Consider the following 17,065-nt stretch of genomic DNA (forward strand, 5'->3'; position numbering starts at 1 on the left):
TGTCGATGACCATCGCGGGGTTGCACCGGTCATTTGCCCTCCGGGTGGCGGCGGGCGGTCGCTTTTCGGTACCAACCACCTTCTCCCACGCCGACGAGTTCCGCGAGTTCGAGGGCGGGCAATGCCGCCCGGACAGTGGGGAGGGGCAGGCCGGATTGCTCGGCCAGTTCGCGGGGGGAGCGGGAGCCGACCGCGGGGAGGGTGGAGTAGACGAGAGATTCGTCGTCGGAGAGGGATTCGTTGGGGTCGGTCGGCGCGCTCGTGGAGCCTGGTAGCGACAACCGGAGTGGACCCGCTTCGTCGATAACCTCTTCGGCGCGGGTGACCAGGAGTGCTTCGCCTTCGCGGATCATGCGGTGGCAGCCGACGGAGGCGGCCGAGGTGACCGGGCCAGGGACAGCCAAGGCGGGGCGACCGAGGCGGCGAGCCCATTTCACCGTGTTGCGAGCACCGCTCCGCAAGCCCGCCTCCACGACCAACACACCATCGGCCAGTGCGGCGACGAGCCGGTTTCGGGCGAGGAATTGGTGTTTGTGCGCGGTGGTTCCCGGCGGATATTCGCTGACCACCAAACCCGTCTCGGCGATCTCGGCCAGGAGCCGAGCATGTTGTGCCGGATACGGACGGTCGATACCGCAGGCGAGGACCGCGATAGTGGGTCCCCCGACGGCCAGTGCCGCGCGATGCGCCATCCCGTCGATCCCGAAGGCGGCACCCGACACGATCGTCCAACCTTTGGCTGCGAGATCGCCCGCGATCTCGCCGGTGACCTGGTTTCCGTACCCGCTGCTGCAGCGCGCGCCGACGACCGCGAGGGCGCGTTCGCTCGACTCCAGCAACGAACGCGGTCCGCGCACCCACAGCACGAGCGGCACCGCACCGTCGCGGTCCCGACTGGAATCGAGTTGGGTGAGGCCGAGTAGACGCCAGGCGGGCCACTCCGGATCGTCGGGTGTCACAACGCGCCCGCCGATCCGCTCCATAAACTCCAGATCCTGTGCGGCCGAGTCCGTTCCGCGTCGCTGCTCGGTCGGACCGCGCAGCGACTCCGGCAGCTCGCACTCGCGCACGGCCCGCGCGGCCTCCACCACCCCGACGGACTCGATCAGCGCCGACAAGGCCGCGCACGGTCCCGCAACCACCCGGGACAGGTACACCCAGGCCAGCCGCCGCGCATAACCGTCGATGTCGAACGGAGCGGCGTCCACCCCCGCGTGCTCGACGCCGTCGAACATTCCAGCGCCCCTACCATCGCCCACCCGGATCGACGCCGGTCCGCTCGCCGCCTCCTCCGCCGCAACGATCCACCCCGTTCTCATTGCGCACCCCGTTGCCGAAAGTTCAACGCCGCCAGCACATCCTGAGCAGTCGGCAGTTCCGCACCACGAAGGTCGGAGATAGTCCACGCGACCCGGATGGCACGGTCGGCACCGCGGGCGGACATGCGACCGAGGCGGAGGGCGGTTTCGACCGGCGCAATCGCCTCACTAGGCAGCCGGAACCGCTGGCGCAGAACATGTCCGGGCACTTCGGCATTCGTCAACCACCCGAACTCCTGCCACCGTCGCACCGCCGCCTGCCTCGCCACCGCGACCCGTTCCCGCACCACCGCACTACTTTCGGCCTCATCGGTGCTGAACGCGGCCCCGGACTGGCCGCGCATCTGCACCCAGATATCGATGCGATCCATCAGCGGCCCGGACAACTTCCCGAGATAGCGGCGACGTGCGAGCGGCGCGCAGATGCAGTCGACGTCGCGAGCCGGTGCGCACGGGCAAGGATTGGCCGCCAGCACGAGTTGAAATCGCGCCGGATACCGCGCCACACCATCGCGGCGAGCGATGCGAACTTCGCCCTCCTCCAACGGAGTTCGCATCGCCTCCAAGACTTTGTTACCGATCTCGGCACATTCATCGAGGAAGAGCACGCCACGATGTGCCCGGCTCACCGCACCCGGCCGGGCGGTACCCGAACCGCCGCCGACCATCGCGGTCACCGATGTCGAATGATGGGGCGCGACGAACGGCGGCATCGTGATCAGCGGATGATCGCCGGACAACGCACCGGCCATCGAGTGGATGGCGGTCACCTCGAGCGACTCGGCCTCCGAAAGCGGCGGCAACAGGCCCGGAAGGCGTTGCGCCAGCATCGTTTTCCCGATGCCGGGCGGCCCGGTCAGCAACAAGTGGTGTCCACCGGCCGCAGCCACCTCCAACGCCCACCGCGCTTCGTCCTGCCCGACCACCTCGCTCAGGTCACCACCCGAGCGCACCGGGTCGGGCAGCTGCCCGCTGGGTTCGGGCAGCGTGCCTTCACCGCGCAACCAAGCGACCACCATGCGCAGGCTCGCGGCTCCGAAAACTTCTACCCCGTCGACCAATCCGGCTTCGGCCATGGCCGCTTCCGGCACCACCACCGCAGGCCACCCGGCATTCCGCGCCGCGATCACCGCGGGCAGGATGCCACGCACCCGCCGCACCCGTCCGTCCAGTGCGAGTTCACCGAGCAACACCGTCTTCGCGAGCCGCTCCGACGGAACGGCTCCCGACGCATCGAGCACGGCAATGGCCAGGGCAAGGTCATAAACACTGCCGATCTTCGGCAACGTCGCAGGCGAGAGGGCCAGGATCACCCGCCCGTCGGGCCACTTCTCCCCCGAGTTCGCCACCGCCGACCGCACCCGGTCTCGTGACTCCTGCAACGCCGTATCCGGCAACCCGACCAGGTGCACCGAGGGCAGACCCTGCCCGATATCGGCCTCGATCTCGACCAGCAGGCCGTCGACGCCGGTGACCGCGACCGAATGGGCGCGGCCCAGCGCCATCAGAACACCGCCTTCAGGTGGTCGATGATCGGCTTGTGTCCACGGGTCAGCAGCACGGAGACGACATCGAACCGGATGTGCCGCCACGGCCCGTCCTGCTCGGCCAGCCACAGCAGGGCGAGCCGCCGGATGCGCTGGCGTTTGGTGAAGGTGACCGCCTCGGCCGGTATTCCGAATCCGAGCCCCGACCTGGTCTTCACCTCGACGAATGCGGTGACTTCGGCGTCCCGGGCGATCAGGTCCAGTTCACCGTATCTGCATCGCCAGTTTCTGCTGACGATCTCCATCCCGGCGGCCTGCAGGAACTGTGCCGCCAGCTCTTCCCCTTGCGCGCCGAGCGCCTGTTTGTCAGTCACTCGGCCAGCGTGCCCGGCACCGCACTGCGGCTTCGGGCGCTGACCTGGGAAAACACAAAGCCTGTTGATAACCGACACCCTGTGGACAACTCGCGGTGCTCGGGCACCGGAAGTCACCGGATTGTCGGTATGCCGTGCTACTACTCCGGCAGGCGCAGGTCCGGCTTCTCGAGCTCTTCGATGTTGACGTCCTTGAAGGTGATCACCCGGACGTGCTTGACGAAGCGGGCCGGGCGGTACATATCCCACACCCAGGCATCGCTCATCCGAACCTCGAAGTACACCTCACCGTCGGCGTTCTGCGGGCGCAACTCCACAGAGTTGGCCAGGTAGAAGCGGCGCTCGGTCTCCACCACGTACGAGAACTGACCGACGATGTCTTTGTACTCTCGGTATAGCGAGAGCTCCATCTCGGTTTCGTACTTCTCGAGGTCCTCGGCACTCATCGGGTGGGACGTCCTCCTTCTCGCCGCGCTGCGTCGTGTGCTGACATCATCGCGCATGGGTAGCGCCGGTAGCCACTCGGCTATCCGGACGCACGACTTCGAACTCATCGGACAGCATCGCGTCGACCTCGCCCGCGAGCATGGCGTCGGCCTCCTCGGCCGCCGCGGTGACCGGCCGCAGGCCCGCCAGCTCACGCACCGGACGCCAGGAGCGCCGGTGCTCGGCACTGGGGCCGAGGCGACGCAAGGCGGCCATGTGGTCGGGCGTGTTGTAGCCCTTGTGGGAGGCGAAACCGTAGCCGGGGAACCGTTCGTCCAACTCGACCATCATCCGGTCCCTGGTGACCTTCGCCAGGATGCTGGCGGCGGCGATGCAGGCCGCGGCCGCGTCACCGCCGATCACCGGCAGCGACGGCACCGGGATGCCCGGCACCCGGAATCCGTCGGTCAGCACGTACCCGGGCGGCTGTCCGAGCCCGGCGACCGCACGGCGCATACCCTCGATATTGGCGACATGGATGCCGATCGAATCGATTTCCCAGGCCGGGATGACCACCACTTTCCAGGCCAGTGACAGCCGCGTGATGATCGGATACAGCTCTTCGCGGACGGCTTCGGTGAGCTTTTTGGAGTCGTCGAGCCCGGCCAGCTTGTCGTAGGCCCTCGGCGCCAGCAGACAGGCCGCCACCACCAGCGGTCCCGCGCACGGCCCGCGTCCCGCCTCGTCGACACCGGCGACGGGGCCTAGACCGCTGCGGATCAACGCCGCTTCGAGCGTGCGCAACCCACCCGCCTTGCGCATCACCACGCGCGGCGGCCACCCATTGCTCTGTACCACTCGACCTTGCCCCACCGTCCAATTATGCTGCGGCCGCTGACGATCAGTTCTCTTGGGCGTTCTGCGAACGCACCGGACCGATCCGACTCGGCGGCCAGATCTTGAACACCGCCTTGCCGCGGACGTTGTCCACCGGAACGGTGCCCTGGAGTTCGTCGCTGATGTGCGCGCGCGAATCGGCGGACTCGTTGCGGTTGTCGCCCATCACCCACAGATGCCCCTCGGGCACCTTCACCGGCTTGAACTCGCGTCCACCGCTGGGACCGTAAGGCTGGCCGGGGACGTACGGGAAGATGTAGCGCGCGTACGGCTCGTCCAGCGGTTTGCCGTCGACCAGCACCCGGCCCTGGGTGTCACAGCACTCCACGGTCTGACCGCCGACCGCGATCACCCGCTTCACCAGATCGTTCTCGTCCGGCGGCACCAGACCGAAGAAGGAGAAGAAGTTCTGCACGCCGCGCACGACGGCGTTGTCCGAGCGGATCGACTGGTAGTGCGTGTTCCAGGACGGCGGGCCGACGAAGACCACCACGTCGCCGGGCTCGGGATCGCCCCAGTAGTAGCTCAGTTTCTGCACGTAGATGCGGTCGCCGGTGCAACCGGCACAGCCGTGCAGCGTAGTTTCCATCGACTGCGATGGAATCACGTACGGGCGCCCCACGAAAGTGACCATCAGCGCGGCGATCACCGCCGCGATCACGATGAGGATCGGCAGCTCCTGCCAGAACGGGCGCTGCTTCTTCTCGCTACGTCGGCGTCCCCGACGTCGCTTGACCCCCTCGTCGTCCGAATCGGACACCGACACCGACCCACTTTCGTCTGCCACGCCGAACAGATTAGCCCGGCAGCCTGAGTCTCGTCCGATGCCGGGCGTTCCGCGTCACACTAATTCGACTGCGGATCCTGCGAGCGCACCGGCCCCATCCGCCCCGGCGGCCAGATCTTGAACACCGCTTTGCCACGAACGTTGTCGACAGGGACGGTCCCGTGGAGTTCGTCGCTGGTATGCGCGCGGGAATCCCGCGACTCGTTGCGGTTGTCCCCCATCACCCAGAGATGGCCCGCAGGCACCTTGATCGGGGCGAAGACCCGGCCGCGGGGGTAGGAGGCGTGCTGGCCCGCCACCCATGGGTAGTCCTTCTGCACATACGGCTCGTCCAGGGGCTGGCCGTCCACCAGGATCCGGCCCTGCGCATCACAGCACTCCACGGTCTGACCGCCGACCGCGATCACCCGCTTCACCAGATCGTTCTCGTCCGGCGGCACCAAACCGAAGTAGGAGAAGAAGTTCTGCACGCCGCGCACGACAGCACTGCTCGACCGATTCGATCGGTAGGTGTCGTTCCAGGAGGGCGGGCCGACGAACACCACCACGTCACCCGGCTTCGGATCGCCCCAGTAGTAGCTCAGCTTCTGCACATAGATGCGGTCACCCGTGCAGCCGGTACAACCGTGCAGGGTCGGCTCCATCGACTGCGACGGAATCACATACGGGCGGCCGATGACATTGACCATCAGTGCGGCGATCACCGCCGCGATCACGATGAGGACGGGCAGTTCCTGCCAGAACGGCCGCTGCTTCTTCCGCCGACGCTCTGCCCCCTCGTCACCCGACATGGTCGGCGACGCGCTCTGTTCTGTCACACCGAAAACAGTAGCCCGGCACCGGAACTGAGTTCCGATACCGGGCTACGGGCGCGCTGTCGCGCCGAAAAGCTAGGTCAGCGCTTTTCCTTGATCTTGGCGGCCTTGCCACGCAGATCGCGGAGGTAGTACAGCTTGGCGCGGCGGACGTCACCACGGGTGACGACCTCGATGTGGTCGATGTTCGGGGTGTGCACCGGGAAGGTGCGCTCCACGCCGACACCGAACGACACCTTGCGGACCGTGAAGGTCTCGCGGATGCCGCCGCCCTGGCGTCGGATGACGACGCCCTTGAAGACCTGGATGCGCTCCTTCGAGCCTTCGATGACCTTTACGTGCACATTGAGGGTGTCGCCCGGCCGGAAGTCGGGGACGTCGCTGCGCAGCGACTTCTCGTCGACGAAGTCAAGGGTGTTCATTTCCATCCTTATGGGTTCGCGCGAACAGAGGACCCTGGCGGCACGTCACGTGCTCGGCCGGTTCATGCTCCGATTCAAGGGGATGCGCCTGGTCCACGAGCACCCAGGGCAACCTGAGTATTGTGCCAGATCAGCAAGGCGCGGGAAAAATCGGCCCCCGCATCAGGACAGAGCCGCCGGTACCGCAAACAGCCGGACGCTGACCTACCCGACCTCTTCCAGTGAGTTCTCCCGCCGCCGAACGGGACTTCACGGCGCGAAAACCCGCGTGTCGCCGCAGCCCCGTCCCGTTCGCCGCTCTAGCCGGGGTTTGAACTGTCTAGCCCTGGGTGCTTTGGGTTGCGTGGTGTAGGGCGCGGGCCAGCTGTTCGTTTTCCGAGCTGTTGAAAGCGAAGGCGGCGCGGCGGCGGGTGTAGCCGTAGGCCAGTCCGCTGTGCGGGTCGGCGAATCCGTCGGAGCCGGCGGCGCCGGTGTGACCGAAGGCATTGGCGCCGAGGAACGGGTATTGCCGGCCCTTGGCTTCGAAACCGACCAGGTAGGGGGTCTGATCGCCGCGGACCAGGTCATGACCGGCGGTCTGGATGGTGGTGAAGGCGGCGAGGGTGTCGGGTTTCAGCAGGGGCGCCCGACCGTCGATTTCGGAAATGGCGGCCGCGTACATAGCCGCCAGGGCACGCGCACTGCCCACCCCGCCCATCGAGGCGGGACCGTTGGCGCGCAACTCCGCGTTGTTCGATAGGGCGAGCACGTCGGCTGGCGTGAATCCGGCAGCGTTGAGGTTGTAGGCGATACCCGGAAAACTTTGCCGACCAGGCGAATTCGCCTCGAACGCGGCCTGCATCTCCGGTGTCGCCGACCACGGCAGCACCGTCAGGTATCGATCCTCCAGTGCCGCAGGCAATCCGAGATAGAGATCCAAACCGTATGGGGCCCTTATACGTTCCTCGAACAGCTCTTGGATCGAACTACCCAGGAGGCGGCGGACCACCTCGCCGAGGATGGCGAAGGTGACGAATCCGCCGTAACCCTGCAGCACGCCCGGCCGGAAGAACGGGCGTTGACCTGCGACTCGTTGCGCGATCAACCGGTCGTCGGTGAGTTCGGCGCGGGTGAAACCGCCGTCGACCCCGATCACGCCGGATGTATTGGTGAGCACCTGGCGCAAGGTGATCGTGACCTTGTCCGCGTCGGCGAACTCCGGCCAGTAGGCGGCAACGGGGCGGTCCAGGTCGAGCATCCCGTCCTGCACCAGCAGGGCCACGACCAGCGTCGCGGCGCCCTTGGTCGACGAGAGCAGGCCGGTCAGCGTATCGCCGGTCACCTGCGCGCCGGCCCAGAGGTCGACCACCGGTCTGCCGTGTACGAAAGCGGCCAGCTGAGAACCTGATTCGCCGTTCGCCGCGGCTACCACTTCGGCGAATTCCGCACGCACCGCCTCGAATCCCGGTGCGACCGTGCCCTGTACTTCGATGTTGCTCATGGTTGTTCTCCTTTGCGGGATGTCAGGCGTGCGCTGAACGACGCAGCAGGGTCAGCGGATTGCGCCGACGGGCGGGCGGGCGCAGCCCCCAGGACGCCAGGCTGAGACCGGCGAACACCAGCGGCGAGATCCACGTTTTCGGCTCGTCCCCGACCGCCATGTGCGATACCGCCGCGCCGCCGTAGACGAAAGTCAGTCCGGCATAGGCCCATTCCTCGGCTCGCGGATGACCGGGCACGACGATCGCGGCCACCGCCGCTGCCTTGGCGACACCGAGCATCGTCGCGAAATACATCGGATATTCGAGCCGATCGAAAACTTCACGGACATAAGGGATCCGGGCGACATCCCAGTAGGAGCCGACCACCGATTCGGTGAGCACGAGCCCGGTGGCGCCCAAATAGGCGGCGCGCAGCGCGAGGTCCTTGGTGCTGGTGTTCATGATTTCGTCCTTCCGTCGGTGTTGCTGTCTGTCTGACGGATGGCGGCGGGCGAAGGTAACAAGCGACGAGTTGTCACGATCCACGCCCGCGCATCGTCATCACTGTGGACGACGACGCGGAGGAGCCCACATGGACGAATACCTGGCCGACCGGTTCGAGGCGCATCGCGCGCACCTCGTCGCGGTGGCCTACCGGATGCTCGGGTCGTTGGTCGAAGCCGAGGACGCCGTGCAGGAGGCCTGGCTGCGACTGGCGCGGGTCGATCAGGACAGCATCGACAATCTCGGCGGGTGGCTGACCACCGCCGTGAGCCGGGTGTGCCTGGATCTGTTGCGCTCGCGCCGATCGCGACGCGAGGACTCGTTCGAGGAACACCTGCCCGACCCGGTGGTCCGGCCGGACGACGGCACCGATCCGGAACAGCAAGCGGTGCTGGCGGATTCGGTCGGAATGGCGCTGCTCGTGGTGCTCGACTCGCTGAATCCGGCGGAACGGCTGGCCTTCGTGCTGCACGACATGTTCGCCATGCCGTTCGACCAGATCGCCCCGATCCTCGGCAAGTCGCCCGCCGCGACCAAAATGATCGCCAGCCGCGCGCGCCGCCGCGTCCAAGGCGGTACACCGCGCCTAGACGCGGACCTGCCCCGCCAGCGCCGCGCCGTCGCCGCCTTCCTCGCCGCCGCCCGCGACGGCAGTTTCGACGCCCTGCTGTCCCTGCTGGACCCCGACGTGGTGCTGCGCGCCGACAGCGGCGTCGGCGGCATCCAGATCATGCGGGGCGCACCGGTCGTGGCCGGACTGCTGGACACCTTCCACCAGTTCGCCAACCGGTACGACATCATGCCCGCCTTGGTCAATGGCGTTGCGGGCCTGCTGAGTACCGCCGACGGCATCCCGATGTCGGTCATCGCCTTCACCGTCGCCGACGACCGGATCACCGGCATCGACCTACTCGCCGACCCCACCCGCCTAGCCGCCCTCCCCCTGCCGACCACGCGCCCAAACCCCTGACCATCCCTGCGCACAAAGCACCGCGCCGCGCACAGATCCGCTGCCGAACTTCGGTTCGGGGCCGGGTGGTTAGTGGGGGTCGCGGTCGGGTGCGTGCACCACTGGCTCGGCGTCAGGCGCGCGCGCCACCGGCTCCGACTCGTGGTCCGAGGAGAACAGGGAGAGATGGTGGCGGTGGGGTGCCGGTGGGGCGGGCACGACAGTGCGGGTGAGCTCGGCCTCGGCCGCGGAGCGGACGTGTTCGACGTCGGGTTTGCCGGCGACCAGGTCCTGCACGAAGATTTTGGCGCGGATGACCGGCCGCCGGTAGCGCCGTTCGCGGACGATGGCGCGGTACATGAGACGGCGGCGGTCGGCGTAGCGCCAGCGGGCCCACGGTGCGCCCGGCCTGCTCAACCGCAGCGCACCGACCACGAGCAGCGGCAGAAAGAACATGCCGAACAGGCCGGTCCAGATCTTTCCCTTGGCGATGACCATTGCCGCGAGCCCGAGGTTCACCACCGCGAAGGCGACCACGAAGATTCGGACTTCGATACTCGGATCGCTACGGAAGTCGTTGATGTCCAGCAACCACAGCGGATGAAATCCCAGCAGCAGCAACCCGGTGACCGCGAGGGCGACGAACACCGCGTCCACCGAGGTGCGCCCCTGCTCCTCCCAGTACACGTCGCGTAGGTAGAAGATCAGCGCGAATTCGTCGAGGGTGAGCGCGGCACCGACACCGAAGGCGGCGGCGAGCACGGCGGCCGTTGTAGTGTCGGCGGTTTGGTACAGGGTGACCATGCCGACGCCGGACGCCAGTACCAGGATCACTCCGAACACCATGTGGTGGATGTGCACCCCGCCGGACCGCAGGTTGCCCGGCCACCACCGCACCTGTTTCCGGATCAGCCGGACGCTGAGCCGGATCAACAGGAAGCCGACGATGAACCCGAGAAGGAAGCACAGCAGCGGGAGCCTGCCCTGCGCGATCACATCCTCACTGAGCCATCGTCGCATGGCCGCCTGAAACCTCCGTCCGACCTACTGTCCGAAACCTGCCCGGCGCAGGGCATCCGCCATCGAACCGCTCGGCGCGGGCGCGTTGCGGCGCTGATTGCCGCCGCCGCGGGCCTGGCCCTGATTCCGTTGTCCTTGATTGCGGCCCTGCTGGTTCTTGCCCTGTCCATTCTGCCGCTCGGGCGCACCACCCTTGCGATCCCCTTGCCCACGCTGCCGGTTCTCGCCTCGTTCACCCTTGGCCACGACTCCCGGCTCGTCGTCCAGCCGCAGCGACAATCCGATGCGCTGCCGGGCGACGTCGACCTCGAGCACCTTCACCTTGACCACGTCACCGGTGTTCACCACCTCGCGCGGATCCTTGACGAAGTTGTGCGACATCGCCGACACGTGCACCAGCCCGTCCTGGTGCACACCGACGTCGACGAACGCGCCGAACGCCGCGACATTCGTGACGACCCCTTCGAGCACCATGCCGGGCTCGAGATCGGCGACCTTCTCCACGCCCGCGGCGAATTCCGCGGTCTTGAACTCGGGTCGCGGGTCGCGGCCCGGCTTTTCGAGCTCGCTGATGATGTCGGTGACGGTCGGCAGACCGAAGCGTTCGTCGGTGAACTCGTCGGCGCGCAGCGAGCGCAGCACGGTCGTGTTGCCGATGACCTCGGTGATGTCGCGCCCGGTCTTTTCCATGATCCGCCGGACCACCGGGTAGGCCTCGGGGTGCACCGCCGAGGTATCCAGCGGATCGTCGCCGCCGCGGATCCGCAAGAAGCCCGCGCACTGCTCGAACGCCTTCGGGCCGAGCCGCGGCACCTCGAGCAACGCGGTCCGACTGCGGAACGGCCCGTTCTGATCCCGGTGCGCGACAATGCTTTCCGCCACCGAACCAGCGATACCGGACACCCGCGACAGCAGCGGCACGGAGGCGGTGTTGACGTCGACGCCGACCGCGTTCACCGCGTCCTCGACCACCGCGCCCAGCGAACGCGCCAGCAGCGTCTCGGATACGTCGTGCTGGTACTGACCGACGCCGATCGACTTCGGATCGATCTTCACCAACTCGGCGAGCGGATCCTGCAACCGCCGCGCGATGGACACCGCGCCGCGCAGCGACACGTCCATATCGGGCAGTTCCTGGGTGGCGTAGGCCGAGGCGGAGTACACCGAGGCACCCGCCTCGGACACCACGATCTTGGTCGGCTTGTTCTCCGGGATCCGCGAGATCAGCTCGGCGGCAAGGGCATCGGTCTCGCGTGAGGCGGTGCCGTTGCCGATGGCGATGAGCTCCACACCGAACCGGGCGACCAGCGCGCCGAGCACGGCCAGCGACTTCTCGGTCTGTCCCTGCGGCTTGTGCGGATAGATCACCTCGGTGGCAACCGCCTTGCCGGTGGCGTCGACGACAGCCACCTTCACCCCGGTCCGGTAGCCGGGGTCGAGGCCCATCGTGGTGCGGGTGCCCGCGGGCGCGGCGAGCAGCAGGTCGCGCAGATTCGCCGCGAACACCTCGACGGCGTCCTTCTCGGCCGCCTGCCGCAGCCGCATCCTGGTGTCGATGCCGAGGCTGACTTGCAGTTTGGTCCGCCACGCCCAGCGCACGGTGTCCAGCAGCCAGGGGTCGGCGGCGCGGCCCCTGTCGGCGATGCCGAACTTGATGGCGATGCGGCCTTCGTAAATAGACCGTTCGCCCGGCTCGAGTTCTTCCGTATCCGGCTCGAGATGCAGCGACAGCACCTCCTCCTTCTCACCGCGCAGCAGCGCGAGGATGCGGTGCGAGGGGAGTTTGGTGAACGGCTCGCTGAACTCGAAGTAGTCGGCGAACTTGGCGCCGGCCTCCTCCTTGCCCGCCCGCACGGTCGACTTGATCTGCCCGCGGTTCCACATCAGTTCGCGCAGCTCACCGACCAGGTCGGCGTCCTCGGCGAACCGCTCGACCAGGATCGACCGCGCGCCGTCGAGCTGCTCGGCGTTGTACTGCGCGGGATCGGTGGTGGGATCGTTGATGAGCGCGTCGGCGACCGGCTCGTGGCCTGCCTCGCGCGCGATCTGCGCCTTGGTGCGCCGCTTCGGCTTGTACGGCAGGTAGATGTCCTCGAGCCGCGCCTTGGTCTCGGCGAGCATGATCTGCCGGTGCAGCGCGTCGTCGAGTTTGCCCTGACCACGGATTGATTCGAGGATCGCGCCACGGCGCTCGTCGAGTTCACGGAGGTAGTGCAGACGCTCGTCGAGCAGGCGCAGCTGCGCGTCGTCGAGACCGCCGGTGACCTCCTTGCGGTACCGCGCGACGAACGGCACGGTCGAGCCCGCGTCGAGCAGCTCGACGGTCGCGCGTACCTGACTCTCCCGCACCCCGAGCTCGTCGGCGATGCGGCGGTTCACGCTGGCCTGGCTCGCGACGCCGGGGGATGTCGCGGGTGGGAGCACGGCGGGCTGGGACTCTGCACTTGTCTCGGGCGCTGTCGTCACGTCCGCAGACACTACCGGGACCGCCCGACAAGGGGCTCACACCCAGTCGAACCGGGTCGCACGTGCCGCATCACCGCTGGTCCGGCCTCCGGTACGACGCACCGGACCAAGCCGAGCGTGCTCGGCTTGGTCCGGTGGTTCGACGCATATGCCAGTTACCTACTGCAAGACCAGTTCCGGGCTGTACATCCGGATGATCCCGTTGCCGTCCTTGGTGACCTCGGTGAAACTGACATACCGGTGCCCGGGCTTGGCCAGTGCCTTGTCCACGGTCAACGGCGGGGAGGGGTATCTGCCGTTCGTGCAAGGGAAGGGGCCGCTGGTCGCGACGTGTTCGTCGGTTCCGCCGTCGGCATACGCGTCTTTATCCACGACAGTCACGACCATGGTGCAGTTCTTTTCATTGATGGAATCGTTTTTGAACGTGATCCCGCCGAATGCTCTGGGCACCCCGTCCTCGGTGTAAATGCAGGACTCCACTTCCGCGGAGCCATCGCTCGTCAGATAGATACCCGAGCAGCTATACGGGCTGTCCGGTGCGGCGCCGGCGGCCGGTGCGACCAAGAGCAGCGGTGCGGCGCTGACGAAAACACAAGACAGGACACGTGATAACGAACCGATGGACATGTAAGACCTCTCGATATCAGATTTGTCAATCCCCGAAAATGACCTTGTTCCACCATATGTGGATCGCCGACAGGTCACATGACCGCAGTAGTCGGGGCAACCGCTGGCGTTAACATCTCCCCCCGGCAGCGCGATGTCAGGTTTCGTCCACCGAACCCAGTAACGGCCGTGATAACTCGCGCATCTCCGCCTTGCGAATCTTGCCGGTGACCGTCATCGGGAACTCCGCCACCACGTGCACGTAGCGCGGGATCTTGAAGTGCGCCAGCTTGCCGGTGCAGTACTCACGGACGGCGGCGGCGTCCAAAGGCGTTGCGCCGTCCCGCATCCGAATCCACGCCATCAGTTCCTCCCCGTATTTCGGGTCGGGTACGCCGATCACCTGGGCGTCCAGGATGTCGGGGTGGGTGTAGAGGAACTCCTCGATCTCACGCGGGTAGATGTTCTCGCCGCCGCGGATGACCATGTCCTTGATGCGGCCGGTGATCGCCAGGTAGCCGTCGTCGTCCATCACGCCGATGTCGCCGGTGTGCATCCAGCGGGCGGTGTCGATGGCCTCGGTGGTCTTGGCCGGGTCGTTCCAGTAGCCGAGCATCACCGAGTAGCCGCGGGTGCACAGTTCGCCCGGCTCGCCGCGCGGCACCGTGAGACCCGTTGCGGGGTCGACGATTTTGACTTCCAGATGCGGACCTACCCGGCCGACCGTGCCGGTGCGCCGGTCGATGCCGTCGTCGCGGCGGGTCTGGGTGGATACCGGCGAGGTTTCGGTCATGCCGTAGCAGATGCACACTTCGTGCATCCCCATCCGGTCGATCACCCGCTTCATGACCTCGACGGGGCACGGTGAGCCCGCCATGATTCCCGTCCGCAAGCTGGACAGATCCGGTGTGGCGGAATCCAATTCGGTCAGCAGCGCGATGAACATGGTCGGCACACCGTAGAGCGACGTACAGCGTTCGCTCTCGACGGCGGCCAGCGTCGCCGAAGGATCGAACGACGGTGCCGGAATCACCACCGCCGCACCGTGACTCGTGCTCGCCAGGTTGCCCATGACCATCCCGAAGCAGTGGTAGAACGGCACCGGCACGCAGATTCGGTCCTGTTCGGTGTAGCCGCACAGCTCGCCGACGAAGAACCCGTTGTTCAGGATGTTGTGATGGCTCAGCGTGGCACCTTTGGGGAAACCCGTTGTGCCCGAGGTGTACTGGACGTTGATCGGATCGTCGATGGACAGTTCCGCCGCGAGCGCGGCCAACCGATCCGGGTCGATCGCCGTGCGCGCCAGCTCGTCCCATTCCGGCGTGCCGAGCACCAGCACCTGTTCGAGGGACGGACAGTTCCCCCTGACCTGTTCGATCATCGCGATGTAGTTCGAGGTCTTGAACTCCGGCGCTGAGACCAGCATCCGCACACCCGCTTGGCGCAGTACATATTCCAGCTCGCTGGTGCGGTATGCCGGGTTGATATTGACCAGGATCGCGCCGATCTTGGCCGTCGCGTACTGCACGAAGAACCATTCGGCGCAGTTCGGCGCCCAGACGCCGACCCGGTCACCCTTTCCGATGCCGCGGGCGGCCAGGCCGGTGGCCAGCGCATCGATCGCGGCGCCGAGCTCGCGATAAGTCCAGCGTCGACCGGAGGGCTTGTCCACCAACGCTTCCCGGTCCGGGAAGGTGGCGACGGTACGGTCTAGGTTGCCGCCGATGGTGTCACCGAGCAAGGGGGTGTCCGAGGTGCCGGACGCGTAACTCGGGCTCGGCATCACCTGTTCCCCCGCTGGCGCAGCAGGTAGCGCTGCACCTTCCCGCTCGGCGTCTTCGGCAGCCGTGGCACGAAATGCACCGTGCGCGGGTAGGCGTGCGCGGCGAACTTCTTCTTCACCAGGTCCTGCAGCTCGGCGGCGAGCTCGGCACTGCCGACATACCCGTTGCGCAACACCACGAATGCCTCCAAGACCTCGCCGCGCAGTGCGTCGGGCATGCCGACGACAGCCGCGTCGGCGACCTGCTCGTGCAGCACGAGCACGCTTTCCACCTCGAACGGGCCGATGCGGTAGCCGGCCATGATGATCACGTCGTCGTCACGGGAGGAGAAGTGGAAGAAGCCGCCCTCGTCCTGGGAGCCCGCATCGCCGGTGATATACCAACGCCCGTCCGGGGTGTAGCGCTGGGCGGTGCGTTCAGGGGCGTCGAGGTAACCGAGGAACCACAGCAGCGGACTGTTCTCGGTATCGATGGCGACGCGACCGAGCTCACCGGCGGGGGCGACGACATCGGCGTCGTCCGACAACACCGCGCACGACCAGCCGGGCAGCGACCGCCCCATCGAGCCCGCGGGCACCTCGGTGTCCAGCGCCTCGTGCCAGGAATGGCAGATGACCATGCCGTGTTCGGTCTGACCATAGTGGTCGCGGACCGCGACACCGAGATGCTCCAGCGACCACGCGACGACCTCGGGGGTCAACGGCTCCCCGGCCGACGAGGCGCGCCGCAGCGTGGCATGCACCGGCGGCGCGATGGTGTCGGTGCGCAGCGCGCGGTACACGGTCGGGGCGGCGGCCAAGTTGGTGACGCTGAAGCGGTCCAGCACGTGCCAGATGAGGGCGGGCGAGAACCCCGCGTTCGCCAGAATGCTGCGCACACCGGCGGCCAGTGGGGCGAGGATCGCGTAGTACAGGCCGTACGCCCAGCCGGGGTCCGCGACATTCCAAAAGACATCGTCCTCGCGGACATCCAGCGCGAATTCCTGATATGCGTGGAAGGAGGCCAGCGCGCGCAACGGAATCGGCACGCCCTTCGGAGTTCCGGTGGTGCCACTGGTGAACAGCTGCACCAGTAGTCCGTCGCCGCCGACCGCCACGGGCTCCGGCAGCTGGTTCGAGCTGTCGCCGAGCAGGTCCGCCATGCCGAGGGTGCCCGCGGGCGCGTCACCGCTGACGATGATCTGCCACGGTGCGTCGGCGGGTATGTCGGGCCCCGGCGCCAGCTTCGCCGCCTGGTCGGCATCGGCGATGACGATCGAGGTGCCGCTCGCCTTCAGCCGGAACGCGATGGCGGGCGGCGCGAACGCGGTGAACAACGGAACATGCACCGCCCCGCGACGCCAGATCCCGAGCAACGCCACTACCAGGTCCGTCGACTTCGTCATCAACGTCGCGACCCGATCACCTTGCTGGACGCCGAGTTCCGCCAGCCCCGCGGCGAATCGCGTCGAGCGCTCCCGCAGTTCACCGTAGGTGAGATCGGTCGAGGACAGATCGCTCTCGACGATGGTGAACGCGATTCCGTCCGCCGGATGCCGATCGCACAGCAGGTCCGCGGCGGAAGCGTCGGTCCGGTCGTACATGTCCAGCAGCTCGCGCACCCGCGTGTTCAGGTCGATGCCCATCTCGCCACTCCTCATCGTGATCCAGCACACCCAATAGAGGTACCGCACTCGCTCCGGTCGTGCGCGAGTGAAGAAGGCCTCCGTCCGGGCTCTAGTTCAATAGGATGTGGGTCACACCGAGTCCG

16 protein-coding genes are annotated in these 17,065 nt (G+C 67.0%); 1 reads left to right on the forward strand and 15 read right to left on the reverse strand.

Annotated features, from left to right (window positions below; translation table 11 throughout):
• Positions 1-29: 29 nt before the first annotated feature.
• The 10 genes from dprA to ACFK0J_RS28630 form a co-directional block, all read right to left on the reverse strand.
• Positions 30-1,166 carry a DNA-processing protein DprA gene (gene dprA / locus ACFK0J_RS28585; protein WP_378743105.1) on the reverse strand — a complete coding sequence of 379 codons (1,137 nt, stop codon included), beginning with the start codon at positions 1,164-1,166 and terminating at the stop codon, positions 30-32.
• Positions 1,167-1,315: 149 nt separating this feature from the next.
• Complete coding sequence (locus ACFK0J_RS28590) at positions 1,316-2,824, reverse strand: YifB family Mg chelatase-like AAA ATPase (RefSeq protein ID WP_378732533.1); 1,509 nt, start codon at positions 2,822-2,824, stop codon at positions 1,316-1,318.
• The gene (locus tag ACFK0J_RS28595) at positions 2,824-3,180 is read right to left on the reverse strand and encodes a YraN family protein (RefSeq protein WP_378732535.1); all 357 of its coding nucleotides are present in this window, start codon (positions 3,178-3,180) and stop codon (positions 2,824-2,826) included. Before ACFK0J_RS28595 ends, ACFK0J_RS28590 begins: the two co-directional genes overlap by 1 nt.
• A gap of 140 nt (positions 3,181-3,320) precedes the next feature.
• Positions 3,321-3,626, reverse strand: coding sequence for a DUF2469 domain-containing protein (locus ACFK0J_RS28600; protein WP_011210678.1), 306 nt, complete (start codon positions 3,624-3,626; stop codon positions 3,321-3,323).
• A 46-nt stretch (positions 3,627-3,672) separates the two neighbouring features.
• Entirely contained in the window at positions 3,673-4,464 is a 792-nt protein-coding gene (locus tag ACFK0J_RS28605) for a ribonuclease HII (protein WP_378743107.1), read from the reverse strand.
• A 43-nt stretch (positions 4,465-4,507) separates the two neighbouring features.
• Complete coding sequence (gene lepB, locus ACFK0J_RS28610) at positions 4,508-5,269, reverse strand: signal peptidase I (protein WP_378743109.1); 762 nt, start codon at positions 5,267-5,269, stop codon at positions 4,508-4,510.
• Between the two features lie 80 nt (positions 5,270-5,349).
• Entirely contained in the window at positions 5,350-6,081 is a 732-nt protein-coding gene (gene lepB / locus ACFK0J_RS28615) for a signal peptidase I (protein WP_378743111.1), read from the reverse strand.
• A gap of 104 nt (positions 6,082-6,185) precedes the next feature.
• On the reverse strand, positions 6,186-6,527 hold the full coding sequence (gene rplS / locus ACFK0J_RS28620) for a 50S ribosomal protein L19 (protein WP_029893064.1): 342 nt from the start codon (positions 6,525-6,527) through the stop codon (positions 6,186-6,188).
• A gap of 319 nt (positions 6,528-6,846) precedes the next feature.
• The gene (locus ACFK0J_RS28625; protein WP_378732537.1) at positions 6,847-8,007 is read right to left on the reverse strand and encodes a serine hydrolase domain-containing protein; all 1,161 of its coding nucleotides are present in this window, start codon (positions 8,005-8,007) and stop codon (positions 6,847-6,849) included.
• Between the two features lie 22 nt (positions 8,008-8,029).
• On the reverse strand, positions 8,030-8,449 hold the full coding sequence (locus ACFK0J_RS28630) for a DoxX family protein (RefSeq protein ID WP_378732539.1): 420 nt from the start codon (positions 8,447-8,449) through the stop codon (positions 8,030-8,032).
• A 130-nt stretch (positions 8,450-8,579) separates the two neighbouring features.
• Here ACFK0J_RS28630 and ACFK0J_RS28635 point away from each other — a divergent pair, with 130 nt between their 5' ends.
• Positions 8,580-9,461 (forward strand): sigma-70 family RNA polymerase sigma factor, encoded by an 882-nt coding sequence (locus tag ACFK0J_RS28635; RefSeq protein ID WP_378732541.1) that lies wholly within the window; start codon positions 8,580-8,582, stop codon positions 9,459-9,461.
• A gap of 69 nt (positions 9,462-9,530) precedes the next feature.
• On the opposite strand, the gene ACFK0J_RS28640 is transcribed toward ACFK0J_RS28635, so the two are convergent.
• From ACFK0J_RS28640 to ACFK0J_RS28660, 5 genes are all read right to left on the reverse strand, one after another.
• The gene (locus ACFK0J_RS28640; RefSeq protein WP_378732543.1) at positions 9,531-10,460 is read right to left on the reverse strand and encodes a hypothetical protein; all 930 of its coding nucleotides are present in this window, start codon (positions 10,458-10,460) and stop codon (positions 9,531-9,533) included.
• Between the two features lie 24 nt (positions 10,461-10,484).
• Entirely contained in the window at positions 10,485-12,884 is a 2,400-nt protein-coding gene (locus tag ACFK0J_RS28645) for a Tex-like N-terminal domain-containing protein (protein WP_378743113.1), read from the reverse strand.
• Between the two features lie 201 nt (positions 12,885-13,085).
• A complete protein-coding gene (locus tag ACFK0J_RS28650) occupies positions 13,086-13,553 on the reverse strand; it encodes a hypothetical protein (RefSeq protein ID WP_378732545.1) in 468 nt (155 codons plus the stop codon).
• A 136-nt stretch (positions 13,554-13,689) separates the two neighbouring features.
• Complete coding sequence (locus tag ACFK0J_RS28655) at positions 13,690-15,315, reverse strand: AMP-binding protein (protein ID WP_378732547.1); 1,626 nt, start codon at positions 15,313-15,315, stop codon at positions 13,690-13,692.
• Positions 15,315-16,940 (reverse strand): AMP-binding protein, encoded by a 1,626-nt coding sequence (locus ACFK0J_RS28660; RefSeq protein WP_378732549.1) that lies wholly within the window; start codon positions 16,938-16,940, stop codon positions 15,315-15,317. The genes ACFK0J_RS28655 and ACFK0J_RS28660 overlap by 1 nt, the downstream gene beginning before the upstream one ends.
• Positions 16,941-17,065: the final 125 nt, after the last annotated feature.

The sequence above is a fragment of the Nocardia brasiliensis genome, from assembly GCF_042691675.1.
In the GTDB taxonomy this organism is placed as follows: domain Bacteria; phylum Actinomycetota; class Actinomycetes; order Mycobacteriales; family Mycobacteriaceae; genus Nocardia; species Nocardia brasiliensis_D.